Annotated in this window: 32 protein-coding genes and 3 pseudogenes; 18 read left to right on the top strand and 17 right to left on the bottom strand. The window is 71.3% G+C overall.

Features of this window, described 5'->3' with window-relative positions; all coding sequences use genetic code 11:
* Positions 1 to 24 precede the first annotated feature (24 nt).
* Together P3T39_RS29965 and P3T39_RS29960 are read right to left on the bottom strand one after the other, a co-directional pair.
* On the bottom strand, positions 25 to 774 hold the full coding sequence (locus tag P3T39_RS29965) for a transposase (protein ID WP_280702338.1): 750 nt from the start codon (positions 772 to 774) through the stop codon (positions 25 to 27).
* Entirely contained in the window at positions 774 to 1,454 is a 681-nt protein-coding gene (locus P3T39_RS29960) for a replication-relaxation family protein (RefSeq protein ID WP_280702337.1), read from the bottom strand. Before P3T39_RS29960 ends, P3T39_RS29965 begins: the two co-directional genes overlap by 1 nt.
* A gap of 747 nt (positions 1,455 to 2,201) precedes the next feature.
* Between P3T39_RS29960 and P3T39_RS29955 the strand changes: the two genes are divergently transcribed.
* Genes P3T39_RS29955 through P3T39_RS29940 form a run of 4 tightly spaced genes read left to right on the top strand, consistent with a single transcriptional unit; the run spans position 2,202 to position 4,787 of the window.
* The gene (locus P3T39_RS29955) at positions 2,202 to 2,702 is read left to right on the top strand and encodes a hypothetical protein (RefSeq protein ID WP_280702336.1); all 501 of its coding nucleotides are present in this window, start codon (positions 2,202 to 2,204) and stop codon (positions 2,700 to 2,702) included.
* A gap of 54 nt (positions 2,703 to 2,756) precedes the next feature.
* Positions 2,757 to 3,233 (top strand): nuclear transport factor 2 family protein, encoded by a 477-nt coding sequence (locus P3T39_RS29950; protein ID WP_280702335.1) that lies wholly within the window; start codon positions 2,757 to 2,759, stop codon positions 3,231 to 3,233.
* Positions 3,230 to 4,216, top strand: coding sequence for an NADP-dependent oxidoreductase (locus tag P3T39_RS29945; protein ID WP_280702334.1), 987 nt, complete (start codon positions 3,230 to 3,232; stop codon positions 4,214 to 4,216). The genes P3T39_RS29950 and P3T39_RS29945 overlap by 4 nt, the downstream gene beginning before the upstream one ends.
* Positions 4,209 to 4,787 carry a TetR/AcrR family transcriptional regulator gene (locus P3T39_RS29940; protein WP_280702333.1) on the top strand — a complete coding sequence of 193 codons (579 nt, stop codon included), beginning with the start codon at positions 4,209 to 4,211 and terminating at the stop codon, positions 4,785 to 4,787. Before P3T39_RS29945 ends, P3T39_RS29940 begins: the two co-directional genes overlap by 8 nt.
* A gap of 121 nt (positions 4,788 to 4,908) precedes the next feature.
* On the opposite strand, the gene P3T39_RS29935 is transcribed toward P3T39_RS29940, so the two are convergent.
* The gene (locus P3T39_RS29935; RefSeq protein WP_280702332.1) at positions 4,909 to 5,139 is read right to left on the bottom strand and encodes a hypothetical protein; all 231 of its coding nucleotides are present in this window, start codon (positions 5,137 to 5,139) and stop codon (positions 4,909 to 4,911) included.
* A 690-nt stretch (positions 5,140 to 5,829) separates the two neighbouring features.
* Positions 5,830 to 6,264 (bottom strand): Hsp20/alpha crystallin family protein, encoded by a 435-nt coding sequence (locus P3T39_RS29930; protein ID WP_280702331.1) that lies wholly within the window; start codon positions 6,262 to 6,264, stop codon positions 5,830 to 5,832.
* A 120-nt stretch (positions 6,265 to 6,384) separates the two neighbouring features.
* Here P3T39_RS29930 and P3T39_RS29925 point away from each other — a divergent pair, with 120 nt between their 5' ends.
* The 4 genes from P3T39_RS29925 to P3T39_RS29910 all read left to right on the top strand — a co-directional run bounded on the left by P3T39_RS29925 (position 6,385) and on the right by P3T39_RS29910 (position 10,296).
* Complete coding sequence (locus tag P3T39_RS29925; RefSeq protein ID WP_280702330.1) at positions 6,385 to 7,071, top strand: type III effector protein; 687 nt, start codon at positions 6,385 to 6,387, stop codon at positions 7,069 to 7,071.
* A gap of 189 nt (positions 7,072 to 7,260) precedes the next feature.
* A complete protein-coding gene (locus P3T39_RS29920) occupies positions 7,261 to 7,731 on the top strand; it encodes a hypothetical protein (protein ID WP_280702329.1) in 471 nt (156 codons plus the stop codon).
* A gap of 92 nt (positions 7,732 to 7,823) precedes the next feature.
* Entirely contained in the window at positions 7,824 to 9,755 is a 1,932-nt protein-coding gene (gene htpG / locus P3T39_RS29915) for a molecular chaperone HtpG (protein WP_280702328.1), read from the top strand.
* A gap of 283 nt (positions 9,756 to 10,038) precedes the next feature.
* A complete protein-coding gene (locus tag P3T39_RS29910; protein WP_280702327.1) occupies positions 10,039 to 10,296 on the top strand; it encodes a hypothetical protein in 258 nt (85 codons plus the stop codon).
* A 94-nt stretch (positions 10,297 to 10,390) separates the two neighbouring features.
* Here P3T39_RS29910 and P3T39_RS29905 read toward each other — a convergent pair whose 3' ends face one another.
* The 4 genes from P3T39_RS29905 to P3T39_RS29890 all read right to left on the bottom strand — a co-directional run bounded on the left by P3T39_RS29905 (position 10,391) and on the right by P3T39_RS29890 (position 11,810).
* The gene (locus P3T39_RS29905) at positions 10,391 to 10,555 is read right to left on the bottom strand and encodes a hypothetical protein (RefSeq protein ID WP_280682209.1); all 165 of its coding nucleotides are present in this window, start codon (positions 10,553 to 10,555) and stop codon (positions 10,391 to 10,393) included.
* 32 nt (positions 10,556 to 10,587) lie between these two features.
* On the bottom strand, positions 10,588 to 10,791 hold the full coding sequence (locus P3T39_RS29900; protein WP_280702326.1) for a CsbD family protein: 204 nt from the start codon (positions 10,789 to 10,791) through the stop codon (positions 10,588 to 10,590).
* A 75-nt stretch (positions 10,792 to 10,866) separates the two neighbouring features.
* On the bottom strand, positions 10,867 to 11,154 hold the full coding sequence (locus P3T39_RS29895) for a hypothetical protein (RefSeq protein ID WP_280702325.1): 288 nt from the start codon (positions 11,152 to 11,154) through the stop codon (positions 10,867 to 10,869).
* The gene (locus tag P3T39_RS29890) at positions 11,151 to 11,810 is read right to left on the bottom strand and encodes a hypothetical protein (protein ID WP_348534403.1); all 660 of its coding nucleotides are present in this window, start codon (positions 11,808 to 11,810) and stop codon (positions 11,151 to 11,153) included. Before P3T39_RS29890 ends, P3T39_RS29895 begins: the two co-directional genes overlap by 4 nt.
* A gap of 109 nt (positions 11,811 to 11,919) precedes the next feature.
* Here P3T39_RS29890 and P3T39_RS29885 point away from each other — a divergent pair, with 109 nt between their 5' ends.
* The 4 genes from P3T39_RS29885 (at position 11,920) to P3T39_RS29870 (ending at position 13,678) form a co-directional block, all read left to right on the top strand.
* Positions 11,920 to 12,354 (top strand): Hsp20/alpha crystallin family protein, encoded by a 435-nt coding sequence (locus tag P3T39_RS29885; RefSeq protein ID WP_280702324.1) that lies wholly within the window; start codon positions 11,920 to 11,922, stop codon positions 12,352 to 12,354.
* A gap of 125 nt (positions 12,355 to 12,479) precedes the next feature.
* Complete coding sequence (locus P3T39_RS29880) at positions 12,480 to 12,773, top strand: STAS domain-containing protein (RefSeq protein WP_280702323.1); 294 nt, start codon at positions 12,480 to 12,482, stop codon at positions 12,771 to 12,773.
* Between the two features lie 46 nt (positions 12,774 to 12,819).
* On the top strand, positions 12,820 to 13,224 hold the full coding sequence (locus P3T39_RS29875) for a DUF2267 domain-containing protein (protein ID WP_280702322.1): 405 nt from the start codon (positions 12,820 to 12,822) through the stop codon (positions 13,222 to 13,224).
* Between the two features lie 55 nt (positions 13,225 to 13,279).
* On the top strand, positions 13,280 to 13,678 hold the full coding sequence (locus P3T39_RS29870) for a DUF2267 domain-containing protein (RefSeq protein ID WP_280702321.1): 399 nt from the start codon (positions 13,280 to 13,282) through the stop codon (positions 13,676 to 13,678).
* A 481-nt stretch (positions 13,679 to 14,159) separates the two neighbouring features.
* Here P3T39_RS29870 and P3T39_RS29865 read toward each other — a convergent pair whose 3' ends face one another.
* Positions 14,160 to 14,354, bottom strand: coding sequence for a hypothetical protein (locus tag P3T39_RS29865; protein ID WP_280702320.1), 195 nt, complete (start codon positions 14,352 to 14,354; stop codon positions 14,160 to 14,162).
* Between the two features lie 730 nt (positions 14,355 to 15,084).
* Between P3T39_RS29865 and P3T39_RS29860 the strand changes: the two genes are divergently transcribed.
* Entirely contained in the window at positions 15,085 to 15,366 is a 282-nt protein-coding gene (locus tag P3T39_RS29860) for a MerR family transcriptional regulator (protein WP_280702354.1), read from the top strand.
* A gap of 394 nt (positions 15,367 to 15,760) precedes the next feature.
* On the opposite strand, the gene P3T39_RS29855 is transcribed toward P3T39_RS29860, so the two are convergent.
* From P3T39_RS29855 to P3T39_RS29845, 3 genes are all read right to left on the bottom strand, one after another.
* Positions 15,761 to 16,123: a hypothetical protein gene (locus tag P3T39_RS29855; RefSeq protein ID WP_280702319.1), complete on the bottom strand. Its 363-nt coding sequence runs from the start codon at positions 16,121 to 16,123 to the stop codon at positions 15,761 to 15,763.
* 95 nt (positions 16,124 to 16,218) lie between these two features.
* Entirely contained in the window at positions 16,219 to 16,623 is a 405-nt protein-coding gene (locus tag P3T39_RS29850) for a hypothetical protein (RefSeq protein WP_280702318.1), read from the bottom strand.
* A 228-nt stretch (positions 16,624 to 16,851) separates the two neighbouring features.
* Positions 16,852 to 17,079 (bottom strand): hypothetical protein, encoded by a 228-nt coding sequence (locus tag P3T39_RS29845; protein ID WP_280702317.1) that lies wholly within the window; start codon positions 17,077 to 17,079, stop codon positions 16,852 to 16,854.
* Between the two features lie 516 nt (positions 17,080 to 17,595).
* On the opposite strand from P3T39_RS29845, the gene P3T39_RS29840 reads away from it, so the two are divergent.
* The 3 genes from P3T39_RS29840 to P3T39_RS29830 all read left to right on the top strand — a co-directional run bounded on the left by P3T39_RS29840 (position 17,596) and on the right by P3T39_RS29830 (position 20,258).
* On the top strand, positions 17,596 to 17,799 hold the full coding sequence (locus P3T39_RS29840) for a cold-shock protein (protein WP_031068443.1): 204 nt from the start codon (positions 17,596 to 17,598) through the stop codon (positions 17,797 to 17,799).
* Between the two features lie 368 nt (positions 17,800 to 18,167).
* Positions 18,168 to 19,715 (top strand): DEAD/DEAH box helicase, encoded by a 1,548-nt coding sequence (locus P3T39_RS29835; RefSeq protein ID WP_280702316.1) that lies wholly within the window; start codon positions 18,168 to 18,170, stop codon positions 19,713 to 19,715.
* 162 nt (positions 19,716 to 19,877) lie between these two features.
* Complete coding sequence (locus tag P3T39_RS29830; protein WP_280702315.1) at positions 19,878 to 20,258, top strand: CBS domain-containing protein; 381 nt, start codon at positions 19,878 to 19,880, stop codon at positions 20,256 to 20,258.
* A gap of 799 nt (positions 20,259 to 21,057) precedes the next feature.
* Here the strand turns inward: P3T39_RS29830 and P3T39_RS29825 are convergent.
* Positions 21,058 to 21,273, bottom strand: a pseudogene (locus P3T39_RS29825) (MerR family transcriptional regulator); the annotation flags it as partial.
* Between P3T39_RS29825 and P3T39_RS29820 the strand changes: the two are divergent.
* Entirely contained in the window at positions 21,269 to 21,670 is a 402-nt protein-coding gene (locus P3T39_RS29820) for a hypothetical protein (protein WP_280702314.1), read from the top strand. The pseudogene P3T39_RS29825 and the gene P3T39_RS29820 sit on opposite strands and share 5 nt — an antisense overlap.
* A 106-nt stretch (positions 21,671 to 21,776) precedes the next feature.
* The gene (locus P3T39_RS29815) at positions 21,777 to 22,532 is read left to right on the top strand and encodes a methyltransferase domain-containing protein (protein WP_280702313.1); all 756 of its coding nucleotides are present in this window, start codon (positions 21,777 to 21,779) and stop codon (positions 22,530 to 22,532) included.
* A gap of 182 nt (positions 22,533 to 22,714) precedes the next feature.
* Here the strand turns inward: P3T39_RS29815 and P3T39_RS29810 are convergent, their stop codons facing one another.
* The 4 genes and pseudogenes from P3T39_RS29810 to P3T39_RS29795 form a co-directional block, all read right to left on the bottom strand.
* Positions 22,715 to 23,167 carry a hypothetical protein gene (locus P3T39_RS29810; RefSeq protein WP_280702312.1) on the bottom strand — a complete coding sequence of 151 codons (453 nt, stop codon included), beginning with the start codon at positions 23,165 to 23,167 and terminating at the stop codon, positions 22,715 to 22,717.
* 383 nt (positions 23,168 to 23,550) lie between these two features.
* Positions 23,551 to 23,874, bottom strand: a complete 324-nt coding sequence (locus P3T39_RS29805) for a plasmid stabilization protein (RefSeq protein WP_280702353.1) — start codon at positions 23,872 to 23,874, stop codon at positions 23,551 to 23,553.
* Between the two features lie 25 nt (positions 23,875 to 23,899).
* Positions 23,900 to 24,716: pseudogene (locus tag P3T39_RS29800) on the bottom strand (SDR family oxidoreductase); the annotation flags it as partial.
* 235 nt (positions 24,717 to 24,951) lie between these two features.
* Positions 24,952 to 25,216: pseudogene (locus tag P3T39_RS29795) on the bottom strand (LLM class flavin-dependent oxidoreductase); the annotation flags it as partial.
* Positions 25,217 to 25,228 lie beyond the last annotated feature (12 nt).

Genomic DNA, 25,228 nt, shown 5'->3' with positions numbered 1-25,228 from the left:
CCGGGTGTTCGGGATCCGTCCAGGTCAAGGCACGGGCGGCATCGACGGGGGAGTGTAGGCGTCCTTGCCGTAGGCCCACGTGCCGTGGCTCGGTTTGAGAGCCATGACGAACGGCAGCCCCGCCGCTGCGAGTTGTCTGCGGAAGCCGTCCTGGTCGCCGTAGGCACAGTCGGCGGCCACGGCCCGGAAGGCTACCCCGTCGGCCTTCGCGGTGCGGGCGAGTTCGGCTGCGATCTGCAGCTTGGTACGGAAGTCGGGGTCGCTCTTACCCTTGGGGAAGTGATGGGCGGGGCTGTAGGGCACGGCGTGCAGCGGGTAGTAGAGGCTCTCATCGGCCCAGCAGGTGGTCACGGTGACGATGCCGTTGTCGGTCTTGCCCAGCCGGCCCAGCCATTGCCGGCCGACGTGCGCGGTAGCTTTCCCGTCCTTGCGGTCGCCTGAGTCGTCGATCACCAGTACCCCGCGGGGGTGGGGCGCGGTCGCGGGGTCGGCCAGCAGCAGCTCCACCCTGCGGGCGTTGACCCGCTCGTGGTCCCAGGTCGACTCGGACGGGAAGAACTGCAGCCGCTGCACCGAGGCGTGTTGGGCGCCGACGAGGGGTTCGGTGCCGGCCAGGCAGGTCAGCGTCTTGTTGCGGTCCCGCGGCAGCAGCAACCCCGCGAGGTACTCGCGGAACCCCCGACGCTGTGCCAGTGTGGAAAGCAGGTCATCGAAGCGTGCGGCGTAGGCTTCCAGCGGGCCCGGAGCGGGCGGACACGGCACACGGCGGGTCATCACAGCTCCCAGGCGGCCAGCCGCAGGTCCGCCACCGCGCCGCGCACCCCGGCCACCGCCGTGCCGACCAGGACCACCAGCAGCCGGGGGAACGCTCGCCAGCGCCGTTCCCACGCCCGCCCCGACCCGTCCTCGCCCGTCTGCTCCCACACCCGGGCGCAGGCCGCCAGCTGCGCCGCGGTCTGCTCGTCGCCGACGCCGGGGCGGTGGCGCTCGATGAACGCCCGCAGGCGGTGCCGCTCGTCGCCGGTGCCGGCGGTGTAGGCGAGGTGGGCGGCGGGCCGGTAGACCTCGGCGCCGCCGGCGGCCAGCTCAGGGGCGGGGACGAGGTCGAGCGGGCCGCAGGCCTCGCCGCGGGTGCGGGCGTCGGTGACGAAGGCGGCGTGGATCCGGCCGACGTCGAGCAGGTGCTCGCGCCCGTGCCTCACCGCCGGCTTCTGCTCGCCCGGCACGGGGGCGCCCGGGCGCAGGGCCTCGGGGAAGGTGGCGGTCACGGCGGAGCCGGCCGCGGTGAGGTGCCAGGCCTTCGCGCGGCCGGCCTGCGGCAGGGTCACGAACTCCGCCAGGCCCTCGGCCTGGAGCTGGGTCAGCCGCTTCTGGGTCTGCTTGATCCCGGCGGCGCCGCCGTGCAACTGGTGGAGCTGCTCGGCGGTCGCCAGGGTGAAGCGGTGGAGTGTCACCAGGACGTCGTGGTCGGTCTCCAGATCCCCGTGCGCGTAGGTGCTCCCTCATTCCGTGCGCGGGCTGCTCCCGCGCTCGGAGAATGAAACCCCGCGTTTCTCGCCGGATTTCTTGCCATCAATGGGGCCTTTCCATAACGATTTGATAACTCCCGCTGCCAAGGTATCCCGCGTTCTTACCGGTCCGAAATGAGGTCCGTAATCCCGTCCGCTAACCAGTCCCTACCTCGGGGCCCCCGTCGGCCGGGTCGGCACGTCTCTGGCCTGCGTTGATAGCCCATCAAGGTGCCTGGTGAGTTTCCTTGGTGGCCTGTCAAGGAAACTCATCGATACCTTGGTGACCCTGGTGAGTTTGCCGGAACGCTTCCGTTCCCCCTGCCGTTTCCTCCTCCGCTCCCCCTGCCGGTCACCTCATGCCCGAGGGGCGAATCGGCCCAGCCAGCGCCAGAATCCGGGCCGCCACCGCATTCTGACAACCCTCTTCTCCCGTCTTTCTGCTTTTGGTTTTGGTTTGTGGTTGTGGCGTTGTCGGTTGGTCGGTTCGGGTTGTTCGCACCTGCGGTGGGCTTCTCCTTTTCTCGCGTCCGGCTGGTGCCGGCCGCTCGCTGCTGGGGGTGGCGGCGGAGGCCGGATCCGGGGTGGTGGGAGAGGGAGCGGAGCGCGGGCCAGGAACGGGCTTGGCCACTGTCGTCCCGGCCGGATATCCCGGAGAGGCAGCAGCCGACCACGACCACCGGGGAGACGCCCGTGAGCACCCGTCCAAGCCCCGCCCCGCCCGACGACAACGACGACCACGACCAGGACGACGGGCAGCCGTCCCGGCCGCGACGCACCGCATACCGGCGCGGCGCCGACAACCCCAACGGCTCGACCACCGCGCTGCGCGCCGACGTCCTCGCCGCGCTCGGCGTCCTCAAGGTCGCCACCGCCGACCAGCTCCAGCGCCTGCTGCGCCCGCAGGCGACGTCGAACAAGGCGATCCGGCAGGCGCTCGGTGGCCTCGCGCTGCACGGCCTCGTCGCCTCGGACGGCAACACCGCCGCTCGGCACAAGACGTGGCGGCCGGAGGGCGCGGCCGGGCTGGACGCCGCCGCTTCGGTGCTCGGGATGGTCCGCTCGGAGATGGGCGGCAGCGCCCGAGGCGCCGGCCGCTCCGGCGCGCCGCACGAGACGGTCAGCAGCCCGGGTACGGCCTCTGACCATCCGCCAGTTCCGATCCGGACTGGTCTGCCAGGCCCCCACCATTGACGAGACAGATCTGTCTCGATTAGAAAGGACCGCATGAATGAAGACCGATCTGTCTTGTTACCTCACCAGGAGACACCCGAGGCAACGCTCGGGGAACCGATAACGCGAGAATCCGCGATCGACATCGTCCGGCGGCTGGCCGCCGTCAAGAGCCGCCAGGATGTCCAGGCTGCCATGGCGATCTACCACCCTGAAGCCGTGCTGGAGTCACCCACACTCGGTTCGCGCTACGAGGGCCCCGCGATCACGAAGGCGCTGGAGAACTGGTTCGCCTTCGCGCCGGACTACCGGGTGGACCTGGACGGCCACGCGCTGGACGGGCGGACGCTGTGCTGCTGGGGGCACATCAGCCTCACCCCGGCGTTCACCGCCGGCGGCGCCGTACCCAATGGCGAGTCGGCCCGGGTGAACGCGTTCATCCTCTTCCACTTCCGGGAGGGACAGGTGCTGTGGGAGAGCTTCCACTTCGACGTCGCAGCCCTCGCACGGCAGTGCGGCGTCGCGGCGACCGACCTCGTGGTGGGGTCATGATCGTCGGAGCCCGCCGGCCCGGCGCCATGACCATGAGGGCGGCGCAGCACGTCGATTGGGGCTCGCCGCTGCGGATCGCGCGGGTCGATCGACCCGAACCGATGGCCGGCGAGGTGGGGATCCGGGTCCGCGCCACCAGCGTGAACCCCATTGACATGCATACCGGTCGCAAGGCCGGTTACGAGCAGTCGATGCGACTGCCGTTCGTTCCCGGCTGGGATGTCGCCGGTGTCGTCGATGCCGTGGGGTACGGCGTCACCCGCCACGCGGTCGGCGATCGGGTCTTCGGGCTCGCCTGGTTCCCCTACCCCGCCGGCACGTACGCCGAGTACATGACCGTTCCCGCCCACCAGGTCGTGGCGATGCCGGCCTCCGCGTCGTTCACCGAGGCCGGGTGCCTGCCCATGACGGCGCTGACCGCTGGGCAGATGCTCGACGCCGCGCACGTCGAGCCGGGCGCTCGGGTCCTGGTCAGCGGAGCATCGGGCGGAGTGGGGCACCTCGCCGTTCAGATCGCCACGGCCCGCGGTGCCAAGGTCGTCGCGCTCGCGCGGCCGGGTCACCACGCGACACTCCTCGCCCTGGGAGCTCACACGTGCGTGGACTACACCGAGCCCGAGCAGATCGCCTCGGCGGGGCGGTTCGACGCTGTCATCGATCTCGTCGGCGGTGAACTCGGCCGTTCGCTCTTCGACCGCGTCACCCCCGGCGGGTCGATCGCCCTCGCGACCGCCTGGTCGATCCCCACGTACACCGCCGACGCAGCCGACCGCGGGATCCACGTCGCCTCGTGCCTCGTCGAGCCCGACCCCCAAGGGCTCACCGCCATCGCGTCTCTGGTCGACGCCGGTCGGCTCCGGGTCGTCATCGGCGCCGAGTACGACCTGACCCGTGCGGCTGAAGCACAACAGTGGGTGTCGGATCGACGTGGCTTCGGCAAGGTCGCCATTGTGATGCACACCGAGGAGCTCGACCGTGACTGACAAACCCAAGCAGTTGCGCGGGGTCGCCGTGCGCGACCATCTCGTCGACACGGCGGCTCGACTCTTCTACGAGAACGGCACGCACGCGGTCGGCGTCGACGAAGTCGTGCGCCGCTCCGGCATGGCCAAGGCGAGCCTGTACCGATGGTTTCCCAGCAAGGACGACCTGATCCTCGCCGTCCTCCAGCGGCGCGACGACGACTTCTGGCAGCGATGGGACGCCCGGGCGGCCGCACACCCCGGTGATCCACGGGCCGAACTGGAGGCCCAGCTCGCCTGGATCGAGGAGCTCGCCGCCCGGGACGGCTACCGGGGTTGTGCGTTCGTCAACACCGCCGCGGAGTTCGACGCGGACAAGGCCGACATCCGCCGGCGCTGCCTCCAGCACGAGCGGGAGCTCGGCCGCAGACTTCACGAACTCGCACAGCGCCTTGACGTTGCCGACAGCGCCCTCCTGGCCGACCAGCTTCACGTCGCCATCGTCGGCGCATTCGCCGTCGGCGGGATCTACCCGTCCGGCGGCCCCGCCACCCGCCTGCGCCAGCTCGCACACCGGCTGATGGCGGTGTGACCGGAATCGGCCGCTCGCGGCTGCCCGGCGGTCGACCTCGTGAAAGCGCGAGGCCACAGGGCGGTCAACGAAACCCCGTTGTGACTGACCGCGTAACAGGCGGTCAGTCACGACGACGGGCTCACCTCAAGAAGTGCAGGCAGAGCGTGTACCGGTTCGAGCCCTCGTAGGTGAAGAAGCCGTCGGCATCGGCGTACTTGCGGCAGGCGGCGTCGCCGTCGCTGGTGGCGTTCTCCCTGGCGACGACCTTGGCCTCGGCCGACGGGTCGGAGCAGGCGACGACCACCACGTCGGGGTGGGTGTATTGAGCAGGGTCTTTGAGAGCCGGTAGGGCGGCGGTAGCGAGAGCCACTGGTTTGGGCAACGCAGATCGCGGTGCCAGCGCAGCACGGTGTCCGGCCGCACCGGCAACCGCATCCGGCGCAGCACCTGCGTCGGCAGGCCCTGGAGCAGGGCTGCCAGGAAGGCCCGGTCGCTCGCTTCGAACCGCACCCGCTGTCCGCTCAGCTGCCGCTCCAGCACGGTGATCTGATGGCGCAGTGCGAGGATCTCCACGTCCTTGGCGCGGTCGCTCATCGGCAGAAGTCGCAGGATCGCGAATGCGTTGGTCACACCCAGGTACGCCAGTCGCAGAAGCACGGTCGATCATCATGCCGGGCTGATCGCCGGTCCCGCCAGAGCGCCGGCTCGACCGACGAGGGTCGGCACTTCTCTGCACTCTCGCGAGTGCTTCTCACCAGGGCGGACGAGGTTATCGGCAAGGGCAACGCCACCTTCTCAGAGAGTGCTGGCGCATGTCGCTGAACGGCTGAGAGGACGGATGATCAGGCGTACTGGTGAACAGGTGACCTTCAGAGGTCGGGTCATCGGCACCAGGTGCCCCGCGCGAACGGGCGGTGGGCCCAGCGGCGCGGTTGCGGGTGGCGGTCGGTGCGCCGATCGCCCGGCAGTCCGTGGGTTGGCGGCCGGATCAGGCTCTCCCGATGCCATGGCCTGCGGCCGGTGCCGAACCCTTGGTGGTGGGGTGCTGGCCTCGCCGGGCTTACCTCGCCGCGGGAACGGCCTGGCCGATCGTGTCGGGCGACTGGTCGGCCGCGCCGGTCTGGACGGTGATCTTGCGGCGCCGGGAGGCCGAGGCGATGGGGACGGTGATGGTCAGGACGCCGTCCTGCAGGTGGGCCGCGATGCGGCCCGGGTCGAGGCTGTCGGCCAGCTGGATGCGGCGCTCGAAGACCCCGTGGGCCCGTTCGGCGTGCTGGGTGCGCACGTCCTCGCCGCGCGGGGTGGACCGGCGTTCGGCCTTCACGGTGACTATCCGGCCCAGTGCTTGGACCTCGATCCCCTCCAGCGGGATGCCGGGCAGGTCGAGCGCGATCACGAAGCGGTCGTCCTCGCGCCAGGCGTCCATCGGGATCGGGGCCGGCTGGGACCAGGGCCTGGGGGGCGCCTGGTGGGTCACCGCAGTGCGCACGGACATCGTCGGACACCTCCGGTCCAGAAGGGCTTCGGGTGGTTCGCACCGGTGCGGCGCGACACGACCCGTTGTAGCATGTCATCCAGGCGATGACAAATACCCAGTCAGCGAAAGAGTGACGACATGGAGACGCAGGACACCGGCGCAGCCGGGGTGGGGCCGGCCTCGTTCCTGGCCGCCGCCGCCGCGCTGGGCATGATGGACGCCGCCGCCCGCACCGCCCGCCACGCACCCCAGGACGACGCAGGCCAGGCCGATCCGCAACAGGCCCTTTCCGCACTCCTGCTGCTGCGCCACCTGCGCGAGGAACTCGCCGGCTGGGAGACCGGCCTGATCGAGACCGCACGCGATGCGGGCGCCACCTGGGCCGACCTCGCAGAACCGCTGGGAGTCCAGAGCCGCCAGGCCGCCGAGCGCCGCTATCTGCGTCTGCGTCCCAACGCGGACGCAGGCACCGGGGCGGGCAGCACCGGCGAGCAGCGCGTCCAGGCCACGCGCGACCAGCGCGCCGCCGACCGCGCGGTGACCACCTGGGCCCGCGACAACGCCGCGGACCTGCGCCACCTCGCCGGACAGATCGGTGCCCTGGACGGCCTCAGCACGCAAGCGGCCCCCGCCGTAGAACGCCTGCTGGACGCGCTCGGCAACAACGACCCCGCCCGTCTGCTCGCCCCGCTCGCCGAGACCCGGTCTTTCCTGGAGGCGGACCACCCGAAGATCGCCGACCGCCTCGATCAGCTCACCGCCCGGGCCGACCAGCTGCGCGCCGACAGCGACCGGCAGCGCCGCACACCCCCAGCCGGCCCGTGACTACCCCGGGTCACGCCCCTGCCGGTCTGCGACCCGCGCGCTGTGGACCGGTTTACCGCCGTAAGCCTGCACGAGGCGCCTGCCCCGGCAGGTGGGGCGCGAGTTGACGCCTGACGGTTCTCGGCGTGCAGACCGCCCGTATCTTCCGGACCGTGACGGCCGCGCCGTCCCCGACCCCAGCCGACTCCCATGACTCCAGCCGACCTGCAGCAGCTGCTCATCGAGCGTGCCCTGGGCATACCGGGCATTGCCGGTGCCGGCAAGCGTGACGACGACAGCCCCTACGGACTGACCGTGGCCCTGGAGGGCGGCGGACAGATGTGGTGGACCATCACCGGCGCCAGCGGCCCCGCCCCCACCATCACCCCCGGCGACGGTGACGGCGCCGAGAGCGTGGAGGCGCCGGACCTGACGGGCTCGTCGGTTCCGGTGGCCCTCGTCGAGCAGGCCCTGGTCGCCGCCGCCATCGCGGCCGACGACCCGGCCGGCGGGATCGTGCGCGTCGACCGGTACAGCACGCTCCCGGACCCGCCCGCCGTCCGCTACGGCGCGACGCTGGAGTGCCGCGACGGCTGGAAGCTCTTCCTGTCCTGCTACGGCACCACCCGCCCCGGCCACACCCGCCCCGAGCAGCCCTACCAGCCCCTCAGCCACATCTGAACACCCCCGGGGCCGGCCACGCAGCACACCGGCTGGCCCCGGCAGCTCGACCCCATCCGAACCCTTTCCACCACTCGAAGGAGACGCCTCCCGTGGCCAGTCCGACCCAGACGCTGGAGTTCCAGGCGGAGACCCGCCAGCTGCTGCAGCTGGTGATCCACTCGATCTACTCGAACAAGGACATCTTCCTGCGCGAGCTGATCTCCAACGCCTCCGATGCCCTCGACAAGCTCCGCCTGGAATCCCTCACCGACACCGACCTCGCGGCCGACACCTCCGACCTGCACATCACCCTGGAAGTCGACCGGCAGGCCCGCACCCTGACGGTGCGGGACAACGGCATCGGCATGACCCGCGAGGACGTCGTCGACCTTATCGGCACCATCGCCAAGTCCGGCACCGCGAGCCTGCTGGCCAAGATCAAGGAGGCCAAGGACGCGGACGCGGCGCAGAGCCTGATCGGTCAGTTCGGGGTCGGCTTCTACTCGGCGTTCATGGTCGCCGACAAGGTCACCCTGCACACCCGCCGCGCCGGCACCGAGCAGGGCACCGCGTGGGAGTCCGACGGCGAGGGCACCTACACCATCGCGCAGGCCGACGATCTGCCGGTGGGTACCTCGGTCACGCTGCACCTCAAGCCGGCGGACGGCGAGGACGGGCTCGGCGACTACCTCGCCGGGTGGAAGATCCGCCAGATCGTCAAGCAGTACTCGGACTTCATCCGCTGGCCCATCCGTATGGCCGCCGAATCCGGTGCCGCGGACGAGGCCGTGGACGGGGCCGCAGGCGCTCCGGAGACGCTGAACTCGATGAAGGCGCTGTGGGCCCGCCCGCGCAGCGAGGTGACCGAGGCCGAGTACAACGAGTTCTACCGGCAGATCAGCCACGACTGGCAGGACCCGGCCGAGACGATCCACATGCGCGCCGAGGGCACCTTCGAGTACGAGGCGCTGCTGTTCATCCCCGCCCACGCCCCGTTCGACCTGTTCTCCCGCGACACCAAGCGGGGCGTGCAGCTGTACGTCAAGCGCGTGTTCATCATGGACGACTGCGACGCGCTGATGCCGAACTACCTGCGCTTCGTCAAGGGCGTCGTCGACGCCCACGACCTCTCGCTGAACGTCTCACGCGAGATCCTGCAGCACGACCGCCAGATCACCGCGGTACGCCGGCGCCTCGTCAAGAAGGTCCTCGGCGCACTCAAGAGCACGCAGGCCACCAACACCGAGGCCTACCTCAAGCTGTGGGAGCAGTTCGGCCGGGTCCTCAAGGAGGGCCTGATCGAGGACCGCGACAACACCGAGGCGCTGTTGGAACTGGTCAGCGCCGCCTCGACCAACGATGCGGAGAAGCCGACCACGCTGCGCGAGTACGTCGCGCGGATGAAGGACGGCCAGGACGCCATCTACTACCTGACCGGCGAGAACCGCCAGATGGTGGAGAACTCCCCGCACATGGAGGCCTTCACCGCCAAGGGCTACGAGGTCCTGATCCTCACCGACCCCGTCGACGAGGTCTGGACCGACCAGATCCCCACCTTCGACGGCCACCGCTTCCAGTCCATCGCCAAGGGGCAGGTCGACCTCGACCACGACGCCGACGGCGACGTCAGCGACGAGGCGAAGGCGGAGAAGGCCCGGCGCGAACAGGACTTCGCCGACCTCCTGGCCTGGCTTGAGACCACCCTGGCCGAGCACGTCAAGCAGGTCCGCCTCTCCACCCGCCTGACCACCTCGGCGGCGTGCCTGGTCGGTGACGCCCACGACCTGACCCCCACCCTGGAGAAGATGTACCGGGCCATGGGCCAGGACCTCCCCCCGGTCAAGCGCATCCTCGAACTCAACCCCACCCACCTGCTCATCACCGCCCTCCACCAGGCCCACCAGGCAAAGCCCGACGACCCGGCCCTCACAGACATCGCCGAACTCGTCCACGGCAGCGCCCTGCTCGCCGAAGGCGGCGACCTGCCCGACCCGGCCCGCTTCACCCGCCTCCTGACCGACCACCTCACCCACACCCTGTAACCCCCGCCGGGGTGCGGCCCGCCGGACGCCAGACCAGCCCGGCCGGCCGCACCCCCGCATCGTGTTCGGCCGTCCCCGCCCGGCGCACGCCGCAGGGAAGGGTCTGAGGCGCTGCACACGAGTCGCATCGAACCGGGCGTCCCGCCAGAGCCGAGCCCGGCCCCGGCGGGACGCGCGTGCAGCGCCCGCCTCGGCATCCACGCCCCTGTTGCACCGCCGCCATTACCCGCTTCGGCTGCCAGACACGGAAGCCGGCCACCCGACCGACCAAGGAGACAGAAGCGTGTACCAGTACACCGACCGCAAGAACCGCACCCTGGCCGACCGCGTCAATGCCGTCGCCGAGCGCCGCCTCGACGAGGCCACCGAGCAGGACTGCGCCGCCGCGACCGCCCTGCTGGCCGACATGCTCCACGCCGCCGCCCAGCACGGCATCACCCTCGATGTCTTCGACTGGGTCACCGACCTGCCCGGAAACTGCTACGCCGCCGTCGTCTCCCCTCTGCACGCGCGAACCACCCAGTGGGCCACGGCCAGCTGAACTCGACGAGCCGGGCTACGCCTCACCGTCCCCTTTCGCCGACGCTTCGCGCACGATCCTCGCCCGGTGCGGACGGTGCGCCCCGGGGGCCCGCCTATCTGCGTGCGCCTCGCCCGCGGCCCAGGCGCACGCCGCCGAGCACCAGGGCTGCGACGAACAGCACGGCACCGATGACGAGCAGCCACAGCAGGCCCTTCACGAGAGCGCCGAGGAAGCCGAACACCACGGCGATGAGCAGGATGAACAGGAACAGGGCCATGCCGCTGCCTCCCTTGGTCAGTCGTTGCGTGGTCAGTCGTTGCGCTTCAGGGCGCCTTTCGCCCGGTCCGCGGCGCCTTGCACGGCGTCCCTGACGTCGTCCGCGGCCTGCCTGAGCTTCGACTCGACCTGGTCGGCCTGGCCCTCGCCCTTGAGTTCCTCGTCACCGGTCAGGTCACCGGCCTTCTCCTTCGCCTTGCCGGCCAGTTCGTGCGCCGTGTTCGGCAGGTCGCTCATCGGTTCCTCCAGTCGTCCGCCAGGCGGCGCAGCCGCACCGCCCCTTCGCCACCCGTTTTACCGATATTCGCCCTTTCATGCGCGCGGAACGGGATCAGCGGCCGTCCTGGCCGTTGCGGGGAGGCTCTCCGGCGGGCTCGCGCCGGTTGCGGCGGGATGGCCGGAGGGCCTGCGGGCGCGGGGAAGGCCTGCGGGGGCCAGGTCGTGGCGGAGGGCGTCGACTCTGGCCAGGCAGGTGTCGATGGTGGCGATGGCGTCGCTGCTGTGCTCGCGGATGCGGCATTCGATGGCGGCGAGCCGGTCTTCGATGTGCTGCCGGCGCTCCTCGGCGGTGGCGTCAGGTGCGTCGTTGGTCGCTGTCATGGCGGATGCGGTCGGTGTGGTGGGTGAGGTCGTCGAGGCGGGCGGCGAGGTCGGGGTGGGCGGCGACGTGGGGTCGCATCGCCGCCAGGGGCGCTATCAGGCCGGCCGGGTCGGGCGCGCCGAGGGCGGTGGTGAGCGCGGTCAGCGCGGGACGGGCCCGGGGTGAGGCCGGGCGCGGCGGTGACCTGGGTGGCCAGCACGCGCAGGTCGGCCGCGTGGTCGCGGGCCCAGGCGGTGACGGCGCGCTCGGCGGCCCGCCGGTCGCGCACAGCTTTGACCCGCTCCGCTCCGGTCTCCGCCTCGGTGCTGTCGGTGGGGCGCAGGCGCAGGTAGCGGTTCTCGGCGGCCTGGCGGCTGGCGACGCCCATGGGCTGGGCGAGTTCGGCCCAGGTGGCGCCGCCGGCGCGGGCGGCATCGACCAGGCCCGCTTCCCAGTCCGCAAGCTCGGTGCGCAGCTCGCGCAGCAGCACCAGCGCGGCCAGCGCGGGCTCCGGTCCCTCGTCCGGTGTACCGGCACCGGGCCGGGCGGCCGGGCTGGTGTTCTGGGCGGTGCGGACGGCGTCGTCGATGGCGGCGAGCGCGGCGGCGGCGAGGAAGGACGCCGGTCCTGTGGGCGGGCTGCCTCCGGTGGCCGGCGGGTCGGGCCGTCTGCCCATTGGTGTCACTTCTTTGGTGACTCAGGAGTTTGTCATCGGATAGATGACATGCTAGAACAGATTCAGGTGAAGCGCACTGGCTCCCATCGATCAGTGGAGGTGTTTCGCGATGCTGATGCGCACTGACCCGTTCCGCGAACTGGACCGGTTGACCCAGCAGTTCCTGGGCACGAACGGCACCTGGTCCCGGCCGGCCCCGATGCCGCTGGACGCCTGCCGTGTCGGCGACGAGTACGTGATCTGCTTCGACCTGCCCGGGGTGGACCCGCAGGCGATCGACATCGACGTCGAACGGAACATGCTGACCGTCAAGGCCGAACGCCGCCCCCGCCACGAGGGCGACAATGTGGAGTGGGAGCTGTCCGAGCGCCCGCTCGGCGTGTTCTCCCGCCAGGTCATGCTCTCCGACACCCTCGACCCCGCCGGGATCAGTGCCGACTACGACGCCGGCGTACTGACCCTGAAGATCCCGGTCGCCGAAAAGGCCAAGCCCCGCAAGATCGCCATCAGCCACAGCGGCGACTGCAAGCAGATCCAGGCCTGACCGGCCCCACGGACCGCCGTCCCGCACCGCCAACCCCCGGGCCCTGCGGGACGGCCACCCCAGCCGGACGACCCGCCCGGCCCCGCGGTCCCCGGCACACCACGGGCCGACAACGAGAGACCACCATGCGCGATCAGGTCCAGGTGCCCTTCGTGGTGAGGGCCGGCGGCGAGATCGACCTCGACACCGCCCCCTCACTGCGCCGTGCTCTGGCCGCCGCGCTCGAGTCGCACTGGGAGGTGGTGCTCGACCTGTCGGAGGTGACGTTCATGGACTGTGCGGGCCTGAGCGCCCTCGTCCGGGCCCGCAACCAGGCCGACCGCTTCGGCGCCCGTCTGGTCCTGCGCGGGGCGGGGGAGTGCGTGGTCCGGCTGCTCAAACTCACCGGCCTGCACCGGCGCCTGGCCGTCGAACCCTGACCGGGCACCGTTCGCACCGGCTCCTCGGGATGGAGGGAGAACCGCGGTGACTCTTCGATGGGAGGCGTTCCTGGAGGAGGTCCGGGAGCGCGGCGAATACGACACACCCCAGGAGGCCGAGCGGGTGGCGCGTGTCGTCCTGGCCCTGCTCGGCGCCCACCTGGTCGGCCATGTGCGGGCCGAACTGGCCGCCCGCCTGCCCGAGACCCTCGCCCTGATCCTGCTCAACCCGCTGCAGGCCGCCGAGCCGCTCAGCTCCGAGCGGTTCGTGCGCGCGACCGCGGCCTGGATCGAGGGCGCCACCGAGACCACCGCGCTGTGGGACATCGGCGCGGTCCTGTCCACGGTGGCCGACGCCGCCGGCGACGACCTCACCGAGCGTGTCCTGCTCCAGCTGCCGCCCGGCTACGACCTCCTGTTCGGCCGGCCCCAGCCCGGCCGCCGCCCCTGAACCCGTCCGCGCCGCCGCCCCCGCCTGGCCGGCCCCGCCCCGGAAGGCCACCGCCATGACCCGGTACCGCCTCCTTCTCCAGCACGTCCGCACCCTCGGCCGCTACACCTGTGACGAGGAGGCCGAACGCGTCCTGCACGCCGTCCTGGCCGTCCTCGGCAGCCAGCTCACCGGCGAGGAACGCTGCGACCTCGCCGCAGCCCTGCCCGAACGCGCCCGCGCCGTCTTCGCCTCGCAGATCCCGCTGCCCCAGCCCGTTGCCGCCCCGGCCTTCGTCGAAGCCGTCGCCCGCGCCCTGAACACCAGCCTCACCAGCGCATGCTGGGACGCCTCCTCCGTCCTGGCCGCCCTCGCCGACCCGGCCGGCGACCGGCTCACCGACCGAATCCTCGCCCACCTGCCCCGCGGCTACGCGCTCCTGTTCGGCCGCGCCGACCTCACCGCCGCGGCTTGACCAGGGCGGCACCACCGTCGTCGGCCTCTGCGCGCAGGCCGACGAGGCAGGACCGCTACCGCCCCGCCGAGTACCCGGTTCAAGTCCGGCGCCACAGTGGTGCGCCGCGACATCCGCCTCGGCAGGTGCGCTCCGTCCAGCCGTACCGGGCACTGGCGGGCACCGGCACGGTGCTGGAGCTCGCCTACTGGACGGGCATCGGCTCCCCTCGCCCCGACCACTCAGGGCGAGCGCGCTGCGCACCACGACGCCAGGCGCAAGATCGATCTGAACGCCCTGGTCGGGCAGGTCCGCTAGTCCCGTCCTCCGCACGTCACTCGGGAGAGTGAAGATCGAATGCCTGAATTGGCAGAGTTCGACATAGAATCGCACCCCACCCCGACGTCCGCATCGTGAGATTCCGATGCCATCGCCAGTCGGCTATCGATCTTCACGCCTATGTGCGAAGTCTCCGGCTAGTGCGTTCCGGCAGGAGTCACCTCTACCCGTGGGCACCAGGTGGGCGGGCGGTGTCGAGGGCGTCGCGCAAGGCGTACAGGTCGGTGATGGTGGCCAGTTCGGCGAAGCGGGCCAGCAGCCGGCGGACAGTTCGGTTGTCGCCGTCGCGCACGGCCTCGGGGATCGCTTCGATCAGATCCGCCTGTCCGTTGCGGGCTGTCTCTGGTGCTGTGGGCACCAGGTGTTCCACTGCCGCCTCCATGCGGGGTGTCGCTCGTTTCTTCGGGCGCGCGGCGGCGGCTCGGGGGGTTGCCGCCGCCGCGCAGCGGAAGGCTACCTCACTCGCGAGCGCCGCAAAATCTGTGCGCGCCGGAGTAGACATTACTCGCGGGCGGGTCTAACGTTTCTCTCGTAGACAGCAGTCGGCGATACCGGCCAGACGCGAACTGGCCGGGGTTGTTGGACAGAAGTTCGCGGTTCGGTCCGGCAGTGGAGTTCCGAAGCCAGGCAGGTGCAGGACGGCGACGGGGCTGGCTGCCGGACCGGGCGGCCCGCAGGTATCAGGGGCCGCCACCAGCGGTATCCAGCAGTACGCAGTTCAGTGAGTGCGGTACCAGCAGTACGCAAGTGACAGTTCAGTACAGAGGATGAACGGAGGGCGCAAGCGCCATCAGGATCGCCCGGCCCGTGAACACTCGTCCGGGCGGACACCGCAGACCCCAAGGCAAGGACGGTGGTTTCCGGTCACGCATACGCGATCCCCGCACACCCCTCCCCCGGGGCAGTGCGGCAGTAACAGGACCGGCCCAGGCCGGTAGATGGTGTTGTTCCCCTTCGGGGCCCCGGGCCGACACGGCCCCGGGGCCCCTCGACGCGTTCTCCCCGAGAACCAGAGAGGTGCAGTGACTACAACGGCCAGCCCCGACACACCCGACAAACTCGACGACGATGACTACCCCGCCTACACCATGGGCCGCGCCGCCGAGATGACCGGCACCACCCCCGGCTTCCTCCGAGCCCTCGGCGAACACCGCCTCATCACCCCGCTACGCTCCGACGGCGGCCACCGCCGCTACTCCCGCTACCAACTACGCATCGCCATGCGCGCCCGCGACCTCGTCAACCAGGGCACCCCCATCGAAGCGGCTTGCCGCATCGTCATCCTCGAAGACCAACTCGAAGAAGCCCTGCGCCTCAACGAACAACTCCGCCGCGCCCAGCACGACCAGGAGCCCACCGCGGACACCTGACCGGACCGGCAACCTGGCCCACAGCTCCTTCCAGCCGTACGGCCGCCCGCCGCAGAGGCCAGATAGGGGGACGGCCTCGCGCTCTGCACGCTCTGGCCGTCGCCTCGTACGGCAACACCGCAGCGCGGCACAAGACGTGGCGGCTGGAGGGCGCGGCCGGGCTGGACCCCGCCGGCCAGGTGCTCGGGATGGTCCGCTCAGAGAGGGCGGCACCGCCCGGGGCGCCGGTGCCTTCGGCTCGCCCGCTGTGCCCTTCGTCTCTGCGGCCGGGGCCGTCAGCGGTCGCACCCCGACACCCGGACCAGCCGTCACGGCACCCGCTCAAGGCTCAGCGACTCCTTGGTGCGGGGACGTAGGGCGCCAAGCCGGGCGGCCTCTTGGCCTGCCGTGGTGGTCAGGAATCGGAGTAGCTGAGGTCCCCGACCGTCCAGCTGCTGACGTCCTCGATGGCGATGCGGTACATGCCGCCGGTGTGGGGAAGCCCGAAGTCGCCCTGAAGGATCTTCGCCCGGTGGAGATGCAGATGGGTGGGCCGTGCGGGCGGGCCGTCGGCGGGCGGGGCGAAGAGAGCGGCGAACGGCTTCAGGTGCTCCGAGGCCTGGAGGACCTCCGCGACCCGCTCCAACCACAGGGTCACCGGCGCGAGCCTGCCGGTGATCACGGCGCCGGGGACCACCACGGTCAGGGACATCTGATTGCTGTGCTCGGCCTCGACCATCGCGGCGATGTCGACGAGCAGCCCGTCAGGGTTCGACATGCCCCCCAGGATAGGACACGGCCTTTGCGGCGCCCACGGGCCCGGGGCAGCGGCCATGGCGGCCACGGGCCTTGCGCCTGCTGCACGGCCGGGCGCTACGCGACGGCGACCTGACACGCCGATCGGCTGCGCCGCGGTGCAGGGCAGATGGCGGCGGCCGTGAGGGCCGGGGCATCGCCCGGATCGCGCGGGCCGGCGGTGACGAGCAGGTCGGCTCCGAGGGTGGTGACGGTGAAGCCCGCGGAGCCGAGGACCTCCGCCAGGGCCAGCATCAGCGCGCCGCGGATGCCGCGGAACTCGGTGCGACCGGCGGCGTCGGCGGGATGCGGGCAGGCGTGGAGGGTCGGTCCGATCAGGTCCTGGCCCGGGCTCCACCCCAGCACCAGGCCGCCCCCCGGACGCTGCCGGGCGAAGAGCCCGGCCGCCTGCGACGGTGTCGGCTCGAACCCCCGGTGGGAGAGCACTGCACAGACGGACTCAAACAGATGTTTGTCATCCACGCGCAGAGTTTATCGCCTGCCCGGCCCGCACCCGCCCATCGGTGACGACTCGTCACATTCCCTTCCGGCCATTGCCGGTGAGGCTGCGGGGCCGGAGCGTCGGGTTCCCGTTCGACCCGGTCGGGGTGCGCACTCTCTGGACGGTGCGCCGACGCGACGGGCCGGGGGCCTACCGCAGGGTCCGCGCCATGCGCGGCGCACTCGGCGGAGAACCGCGTGCGTCCTGGGTCAGAGTTTGAACATCGCGGTGTAGGGCTGGGTGATGCGTTCCCGCCGCGATCCGAAGTCGACGAGTACCGCGATGTCGCTGTCGCCTTCGACGCCGATGGCCCGGCCGAGGCCGTAGGTGTCGTGGGTGACGCGGTCGCCGACGGCGAAGTGCTTGCGCGGTGCTTCGGCCGGGGGCTTGAAGGGGCTGGTGGGCAGGACGCGGCGTACTGCTGCAGATTTCGTCATTCCCTGCAGTATGCGCCGAAAATCGCGGGAGCGGGTTTTCTCGGTGCACTCGATTTCGGAGCTACGACAGGAATTTCGCGCAAGCCGTCCAGTGCGCCCCCGGATGGCGCCGGTGGGCGTGGTGCGTTGCTTTCGCGGGTCTGTCGCGGCGGGGGCGGGTGCTCAGCTCCCGCGCGACTCGCCCTCCTGGGGGAGCGCGTGGTCGGCGCCCAGGAGGCGGGATCCATGCCCAACCTGGCTGCCATGCATGCGTGTTGACGGGCCTGTCGCCCCGCACCCGGCGACCCCGGGGGAAGGGGCCTGCAGGACCGGGGGTGGGATATCCGCCCGCGGCGGGCCTGGGCCTGCTAGAGTCGTTTTAGTTGCAGTAGTGGTTCCCATGAACTTTGTGTGCGCCTGCTGGTGTTTCGCAGGCGCCTTTTTGTTTCCCGGCTCTTCCCCGGGTGGGTGCTCATCGCGGCGACTCGAAGCGCGCGCTGTGCGTGCTTCGGACAGCCCCTTGAAGGAGATTTCTTTATGGCTAATGGCACTGTGAAGTGGTTCAACGCGGAAAAGGGCTTCGGCTTCATCGAGCAGGACGGTGGCGGCCCCGACGTCTTCGCCCACTACTCGAACATCAACGCCAACGGCTTCCGTGAGCTGCTCGAGGGCCAGAAGGTCGAGTTCGACGTCACGCAGGGCCAGAAGGGCCCGCAGGCCGAGAACATTCGTCCGCTGTAGTTTCCGCCACGGCACCCGCCTGGTAGCGAGGGGCCCGCACCGCGTACACGATGCCCGGTGCGGGCCCCTCGGCATTGCGCCACGACGCGCTTCCCCGGCTGTTTCTGGCCCCCTGGCTCCGCCACCGGCGGCCATCCCCACGCGAGACGCACAGCGCCGCGTCCGGATCGCCGCCCTGCCGTGACAGCTCACGGTTCGAGGTTCTCCGCTCCCGCCCTCCGCGGTGAGCGCCGACCGTAGGTGACGTGCCGCACGGTTCCACCGTCCACGCCCCGCTCCCCACACTTTCGGCCCGTTCCTTGCGACCTCCTGCCGGCGCCTCGCGCTGCGGAGCTTCCTCGCGACGTGCCACCCCAGGAAGGTCTCACATGAACCGCTCCAGTCGCTCCTCGTACCAGAACGCCAACTCCCGCTCCTCGGCCTCCTCCCGCTCCGGCGGCACCCACGGGTCCCGCTCCGGCGGCAGCTCCTTCTACGGCGACCGGCCCGCCCGCGGCCGTAGCGCCCGCCAGAGTTCTTCTCCGCAGGGCGAGTTCGCGATGCCGGTGAGCACCACCCCGGCGCTCCCGGCCGTCGAAGCGTTCGACGAACTGGACATGCCCAAGGCCCTGCTCTCCACCCTGACCCGCCAGGGCGTGACCGCGCCGTTCCCGATCCAGGCCGCGACGCTCCCGAACTCGCTGGCCGGCCGGGACGTCCTCGGTCGGGGCCGGACCGGTTCCGGCAAGACCATCGCGTTCGGCCTCGCCGTGCTGGCCCGCACCGCCGGCCGGCGCGCCGAACCGCGCCGCCCGCTGGCCCTCGTCCTGGTCCCCACCCGCGAGCTCGCGCAACAGGTGACCGACGCCCTCACCCCGTTCGCCCACGCGGTGCGGCTGCGGATGGCGGCCGTGGTGGGCGGGATGTCGATCGGACGCCAGGCCCAGGCGCTCAACCGCGGGGCGGAGGTCGTGGTGGCCACCCCCGGCCGGCTCAAGGACCTGATCCAACGCGGCGACTGCCAGCTGGACGGCGTCGGCATCACCGTCCTCGACGAGGCCGACCAGATGGCCGACATGGGCTTCCTGCCGCAGGTCACCGAGCTCCTCGAACAGGTCGCCGAGGGCTGCCAGACGATGCTGTTCTCCGCCACCCTGGACCGCAACGTCGACCGCCTGGTGCGGCGCTTCCTCAAGGACCCGGTCACGCACTCGGTCGACCCGTCCGCCGGAGCGGTCAGCACCATGGAGCACCACGTGCTGCACGTGCAGAACTACGACAAGAACGCCACGATCGCCCACATCGCCTCCCGTGACGGCGGGGTGATCATGTTCACCGACACCAAGCACGGCGCGGACCGCCTGGTGGAGGACCTGCTCGCCAACGGGGTGAAGGCCGCTGCCCTGCACGGAGGCAAGTCCCAGCCGCAGCGCACCCGCACCCTGGAGCAGTTCCGCACCGGCCAGGTCACCGCGCTGATCGCGACCAACGTCGCCGCCCGGGGCATCCACGTCGACGGGCTCGACCTCGTCGTCAACCTGGACCCGCCGGCAGACCACAAGGACTACCTGCACCGCGGCGGGCGCACCGCCCGGGCCGGCGAGTCCGGCACCGTCGTCACGCTGGTGCTGCCCAACCAGCGCCGCGAGATGGCCCGCCTGATGAACATGGCCGCCATCACCCCCGTCACCACCAGGGTCACCGCCGGCGACGAGGACCTGACCCGCATCACCGGCGCCCGCGTCCCCACCGGCATCCCCACCGTGATCGCCGCCCCCGCCGTCGAACGCCCGCGCCGCAGCCCGTCCACGAGCCGCAACCGCCGCAGCCGCCCCGCCCACGCGGCCGGTGACACCCGCGCGACCGTCGCAGGCCGTGACAACCAGGGCTCCTCCGGCCGCCGCCGGGCACCGAGGCGCGTCGCCCTCGCCGCCTAGTAGGCAGGTGTGGGCCTGGACCGCCGCTGCGGTCCAGGCCCACACGACTCACCAGCGCGAAGCAGGAGTCCCGGCCCGCTCCGGCGGACCCCGCCGGCCCTCCCACCGCCGATGCCCCGACCACCGCCGGCCCCGGCGGAACCGACACCAAGGAGTCCGCCCATGCCCCTCACCCTCGAACACCCCGCGACCACCGCCACGGTCGGCGACCTCATGAGACACCCCGAACTGCAGATCAGCGACGACGTCATGGTCGACATGGCGATCGACATCCTGCACAGCTCCGGCGCCGACCACCTCCTGGTCCGCGACGACGACGGCCGCTGCGCGGGTCTGCTGACCCGCCTGCACCTCGCCCCGTTCCAGACCCGCACCCGGTCCACCGAGCGCACCCCGGTGCGCGACATCGTCCTCGACCAGGCCCCGTTCGCCACCGCCGACATGCCCGCCACCACCGCAGCCGTCGCCATGCGCGCCCGCGGCCTGGACACGTGGCCGGTGGTCGACCCCGACGGCCACGCCATCGGCCTGCTCAGCTTCTAGGCCAACTCTGCCGGCGCCGACGCGCCGGCAGTCGCATGCCCAGGGCGCTGTCCACGGCGGCGTTCAGCATTGGGCCGCTGTCCTGGTCCGGGTCGCCCATCGCGTCGAGCACCAGGTCGCCGGTTCCCGGTCGCGGGCGGATGTCGAGGGCAGGGGATCGGACTCCGCGGGGACGGCCACCGAGTACTCCTCGCGGCCCCGGTCTCGGGCGGGCCGTAGTGCGCCCGCAAAGCGGGCGACTTGCCTGACGGCCCGCAGGCGGCGGCGCAACCCCACCGTAGCGGCCGGGCGACCGCGCGGACCGCCCGCTCAGGGCAGGCGAACCGCCCGCGGCAGGCGCGGCCAAGGACCGGGCAAGGAAGCACAGTTGTGCACTGAGCGCGGCCTGAACGATCCGGTCCCGAGGGGGCCGGTGCATCCGACCAGCGGGCCGTGCGGAAGTGGCGTCGGCGTCCCTTCCTCGGTCACCTCCCGTGCGGCGCGGGCGGTCGCGGAGTGGTCATCGGGGGTGCGACCGAGGCGGTGGGAGCGTGGGCTCGGTCCGGTCGACGGGAAGTAGGCCGGGCCCGGGGCAGAACGGTAGTGGATGAACCCCTGCTGTGTACTTCAACGGGGCGGCGTGCCGTCGTGCCGGGCGGCCTGGAACCGGTCCGCGCCAGTGAGACAGGGTGCCGGGCAGCCTGGCCGGTGGAGAACGGTCGGCCGACGATCGGGGAGTGAGGGGTAATCGTGTCCGGGGCGGCCTGCGGTGAGCGCCCGTCGCTCACCGCGGACCGGTCTCGGCGGCCTGGCAGGTGGGTCAGGTGTCGGCGGCGGACTCCTGGCCGCGCGGCGAGCGGCGGAGCTCTTCGTTGATGCGCAGTGCTTCTTCGAGTTGGTCTTCGAGGATGACGATGCGGCAGGCGGCCTCGATGGCGGTGCCCTGGTCGACGAGGTCGCGGGCGCGCATGGCGATGCGCAGCTGGTAGCGGGAGTAGCGGCGGTGGCCGCCGTCGGAACGCAGGGGGGTGATGAGGGTCCTCGACGCAACCGACTGCGACAATCGCAACGTCGGCAGCGTCTTCCTTAGCCCCGTTATCGACAGCGACCAAGCTGAACAGCTTCGCGCCGAGCACGCGCCGGTCAACGACTTTCCAGATGGCCTGACGAGAGTCAGCGCCAGCTGGCTCATCAAGGCTGCAGGCTTCACCCTCGGGCAGCAACTCGCTCCCGGCATCCGCATGTCCTGCAAGCACTTCACCCTCGTCGCCGAGGGAGAAACCACCGCGGCCGCGCTCGCCGATGCCACCCGTCAGATCGCCGACGGCGTACTGCAGGCCACCGGAATCCAGTTGGCCCCCGAACCCGATCTGTTCGGGGAGGAACCGACGTACCAGCAGCTCAAGCGAACGACGCTGGCCAGCCTGAGCTGAGGGCTCGGAGGCATTCCCGTGGACGACAGGCTTCCCTCCGGACGATGCTGGACGGCGTCAACTGGCCACGCTGACACCGATGAGGGGCAAGCCGAGAGAAGCTGGTGTGTCGGCAGCCGACGAGCTGATCCACGACCACATCGCCGAGACAGCAGCGATTCCCGCTGACGGGCGAGTGATCGATCTTGGGTGCGGGAGAGGCCCGACGCTTGCGGCATTCGCACGCCGTTACCTCGGGGCCCGGCTGACCGGACTCGACCGGTCAGCAGTAAGTGTGGAAGCCGCGCGCAATCTGCTGGCTGGCCGTGCAGGCGGCGTCGAGATCGAGGTTGTGGATCTAGGCAAGCCGACACCGCTGCCGGACCGTTGTGCCGATGCCGTGGTCTCCTACAACCTCCTTGAGTGCCTGCCGGAGCCTGCCGCGCTCCTCGCCGAGGCATGGCGCCTGCTCAAGCCGGGCGGCCGGGCCGTCATCGCGCACGTCGACTTCGACTCCATCGTGATCGCCGGAGCCGACCGCGAGCTGGACCGGCGGATCTGCCACGCCTTCACCGATGACCAGCAGCCCTGGATGGACCACGCAGACGGACGGATCGGCCGCAAGCTGCCCGGGTTGGTCAACTCCTCACCTCTGACCCTGGAACGGGCCCATCCCTGGGGCACCAGCTCGACCGAGCTGACAGGCCCCGCGGCCCGCCGGGTCGAGAACATCCGCCACGTGCTGACGGGCGCCGTGCGGAACGGCCGCACAAGCGTTGAGGTGGACGAGATCGAGGCTTGGTACGCGAAGATCGAGGAGGCTGCGGAGTGTGGACACTTCTTCTTTGCAGAGACTGCCTTGGTTGTCTCCGCGCTCTGCTAACCGAGAAGCCACACTGGTGCGCAGTGAGCCCTGTAGGAAGACCAGGTCGCCTCACCGGTCCTACTCGCCGTAGTCGATCTCCTTCCAATGGCGACATGGGAGGCGCACCGCGGTGTCGCGCCACCACCCACAGGCAGGCACCGGGCCGGCCAGCAGGACGAGGGCGGCCGCCGCCCAGGCGTTCACTGCGTCCTGCCCGGGCGGGCGACAGCCTCTTCGACCGGTCCCGCCTCCGGCCGCAGGGCGTGCACCACCACCTCGTCGTTGCCCGGGACGTCGATCACGCAGGTGTCCGGGGAGGCGGCGAGCAGCGCGCCGGCCCAGCCCGCGTCCGCCCCCGGTTTCAGGCGGATGCGCCGCACCACCGCGGCGTTGGGACACTGTGTCATGGCGGCCACCAGGACGGCCAGGCCGCGAACGACCGCGCGGGGCAGCGACAGCACCGCCCCTGCCGCGCGGCGGGCGCCTGTGAAACCGGCGTCGGCGGCCAGGCGCATCCGCCGGGCCGCCACTGCGCCGCCCACCGAGGCGACGCCGGCCACCGCCAGCTCGACGGGCGACACCGAGCTGATCGACACCACCGTCAGAGCCAGCAGCACAGCGCACCACACCACGATCTCGACCCCAGCGCGCACCGGACCTCCTGTCGCCCAAGCCATTGTTCGACCACCTGGCGGCCCGCCGCCGCGCGAATGGCGGGTGGCGTGACCGGGGCGCCACCCGTACGGCTCAGCGCCGCCGAGCGGCCTGCGTTCAGTCGGGCGGCTCCTGTGGGCGAGGCCCCGGCTCTGGCGGGGCGGGTTCGCCCGGGCGGGGCGGGGTGGGCGGCTCGGGTGGCGGGATGGGCGAGCCGGGCGGCGCCGGTGGGTCCGGTGGCTTCGGAGGCTCGGTCGGTTCCGGCGGACCGGGTGGCTCGACAGGTTCCTGCGGGCCCGGGGGTGACGGGGGCACGGGGGGCGGTGCGGGGGTGACATCGGGGTCGGGCGGCACTGGAACGGTGCCCATGATCACAGTCTCCCTATCGGCCGAGGGCATTCTCGAGCTGCTTCTTGTTCATCTTCGAGCGGCCGTGGATGTTGCGCTGCTTGGCCTCGTTGTACAGCTGCTCCTTCGTGGGGCCCTGGGAGCCGCTGTGAGAGCGCAGGCCGCCGCGCCGGGAGGAGGATATGTCCTTGACTGAGCTGCGGCTGGCGGTCTTCGACTCCCCGTGCCGGGCCCGTTCCTTGTTCACTGTGCGAGCGGCGATCTCCCTGGCGCGCTTCTCGCTCTCACCGCGCTCCAGCGCACTGTCCTTGATGTGTTCGTACTGGCGTTCCCGCTTGGGAGTTGATCCGCGAGGCATGGTCACCTGACTCCTACTCGTGTGACTACGCGGGGCGCGTGTGTCCCCGCATCCGTGAAACGAACCCGGCGCGAGCCCCGGGCAAACCCGCTCTCACCCGTCCGACCGCGCGCCTGGCGCCATCTGTGAGGGCGCCGACGCGGTGGGCGGTCTGCTGCTGGAGGCTTCGGGCGCGGGCCCGGTCGTCGAACCGGCCGTGCGCCCCGAAGTCTTGCCACGAATCCACGGGGTGGAACAGGTTGTCCGGATCGCCCGGGCGCCGTCGCTCACCGGTCTGCTGGGAAGCGAAGCCGGTGCGGGCCAGGTGACGGTCCAACAGACCCGGCACGACCGCGTTCGCCACCAGGGTCGCCACCGTGCTGGCGCCGACCCAGTACTCGCGCCGCCCGGGGTGGTCGGCCGCGTACAGCACGGCGCGGGCGGCGACCTCGGGCTGGTAGATCGGCGGAACCGGCTGCGCGCGCTCCGCCAGGCGGGAGCGGACCCAGTCGAACTGCGGGGTGTTCACGGCCGGCATCTGCACCATCGTGGTACGCACCTTGGTGCCGGAGGCGAGCAGTTCGCAGCGCAGCGCCTCGTGCCAGCCCTGGATGGCCGTGCTTGGCGCCGCTGTAGGCGCTCTGCAGCGGGATGCCGCGGTAGGCGATCGCCGAGCCGACCTGCACGATCACCCCCGCGTCGCGGGGCAGCATGCGGCGCAGCGCCGCGCCGGTGGCGTACACGTAGCCGAGGTAGCTGACCTCGGTGACGCGCAGGAACTCCTCGGGGGTGATCTCGGTGAAGCGGGCGAAGACGGAGGCGAACGCGTCGTTGACCCACACGTCGATCGGGCCGAGCTCCTCGATCGGCCGTCTCAAACGGGCGTGGAGGCTGTGCGGTGGGCGCGGGCGGGCCGCCCTGATGTCCCGTGTGGCTTCCCTCGGCGCCGACCAGCGCGCCCGCCTCACCCTCCACGCCGAACCCATCGAAGCAGCGGGCCTGGTGGAGGTGGCGGACCTGGCCCTCGCCTCCATCGTCGTCGCCTGTCTCGACCCCGCCACCCACCCAGCTGCCGTCCGAGCGCGAGACGGTGGGGCGGCTCGCGGCGGCCTGCGCGGTGACCGCCGGATGCAGCCGCACCGTCGGACAGGTCACCAGCGTGGTGACCGGCAAGGCGACGGCCTGCGACGGAGCGCCGATCATCGACCAGACGAACGCGCTGTTGCCCTGCGCGTCGTTCCACGGATGGAAGTGATCGGATCGCCAGCCGGGTGAAACCCGCCTGCTGCGCCCGCCGGGCCTGGTCGATCAGCTCGGCTGGGGTGAACTCCTCAGACGACAGGAAGTAGCCGAACTCGGTCATCGGATCCCGCTC

Source organism: Kitasatospora sp. GP82 (genome assembly GCF_029892105.1).
Classification (GTDB): domain Bacteria; phylum Actinomycetota; class Actinomycetes; order Streptomycetales; family Streptomycetaceae; genus Kitasatospora.
The sequence above is the reverse complement of the archived record's forward strand: the minus strand, read 5'-3'. Positions and strand labels throughout refer to the sequence as shown.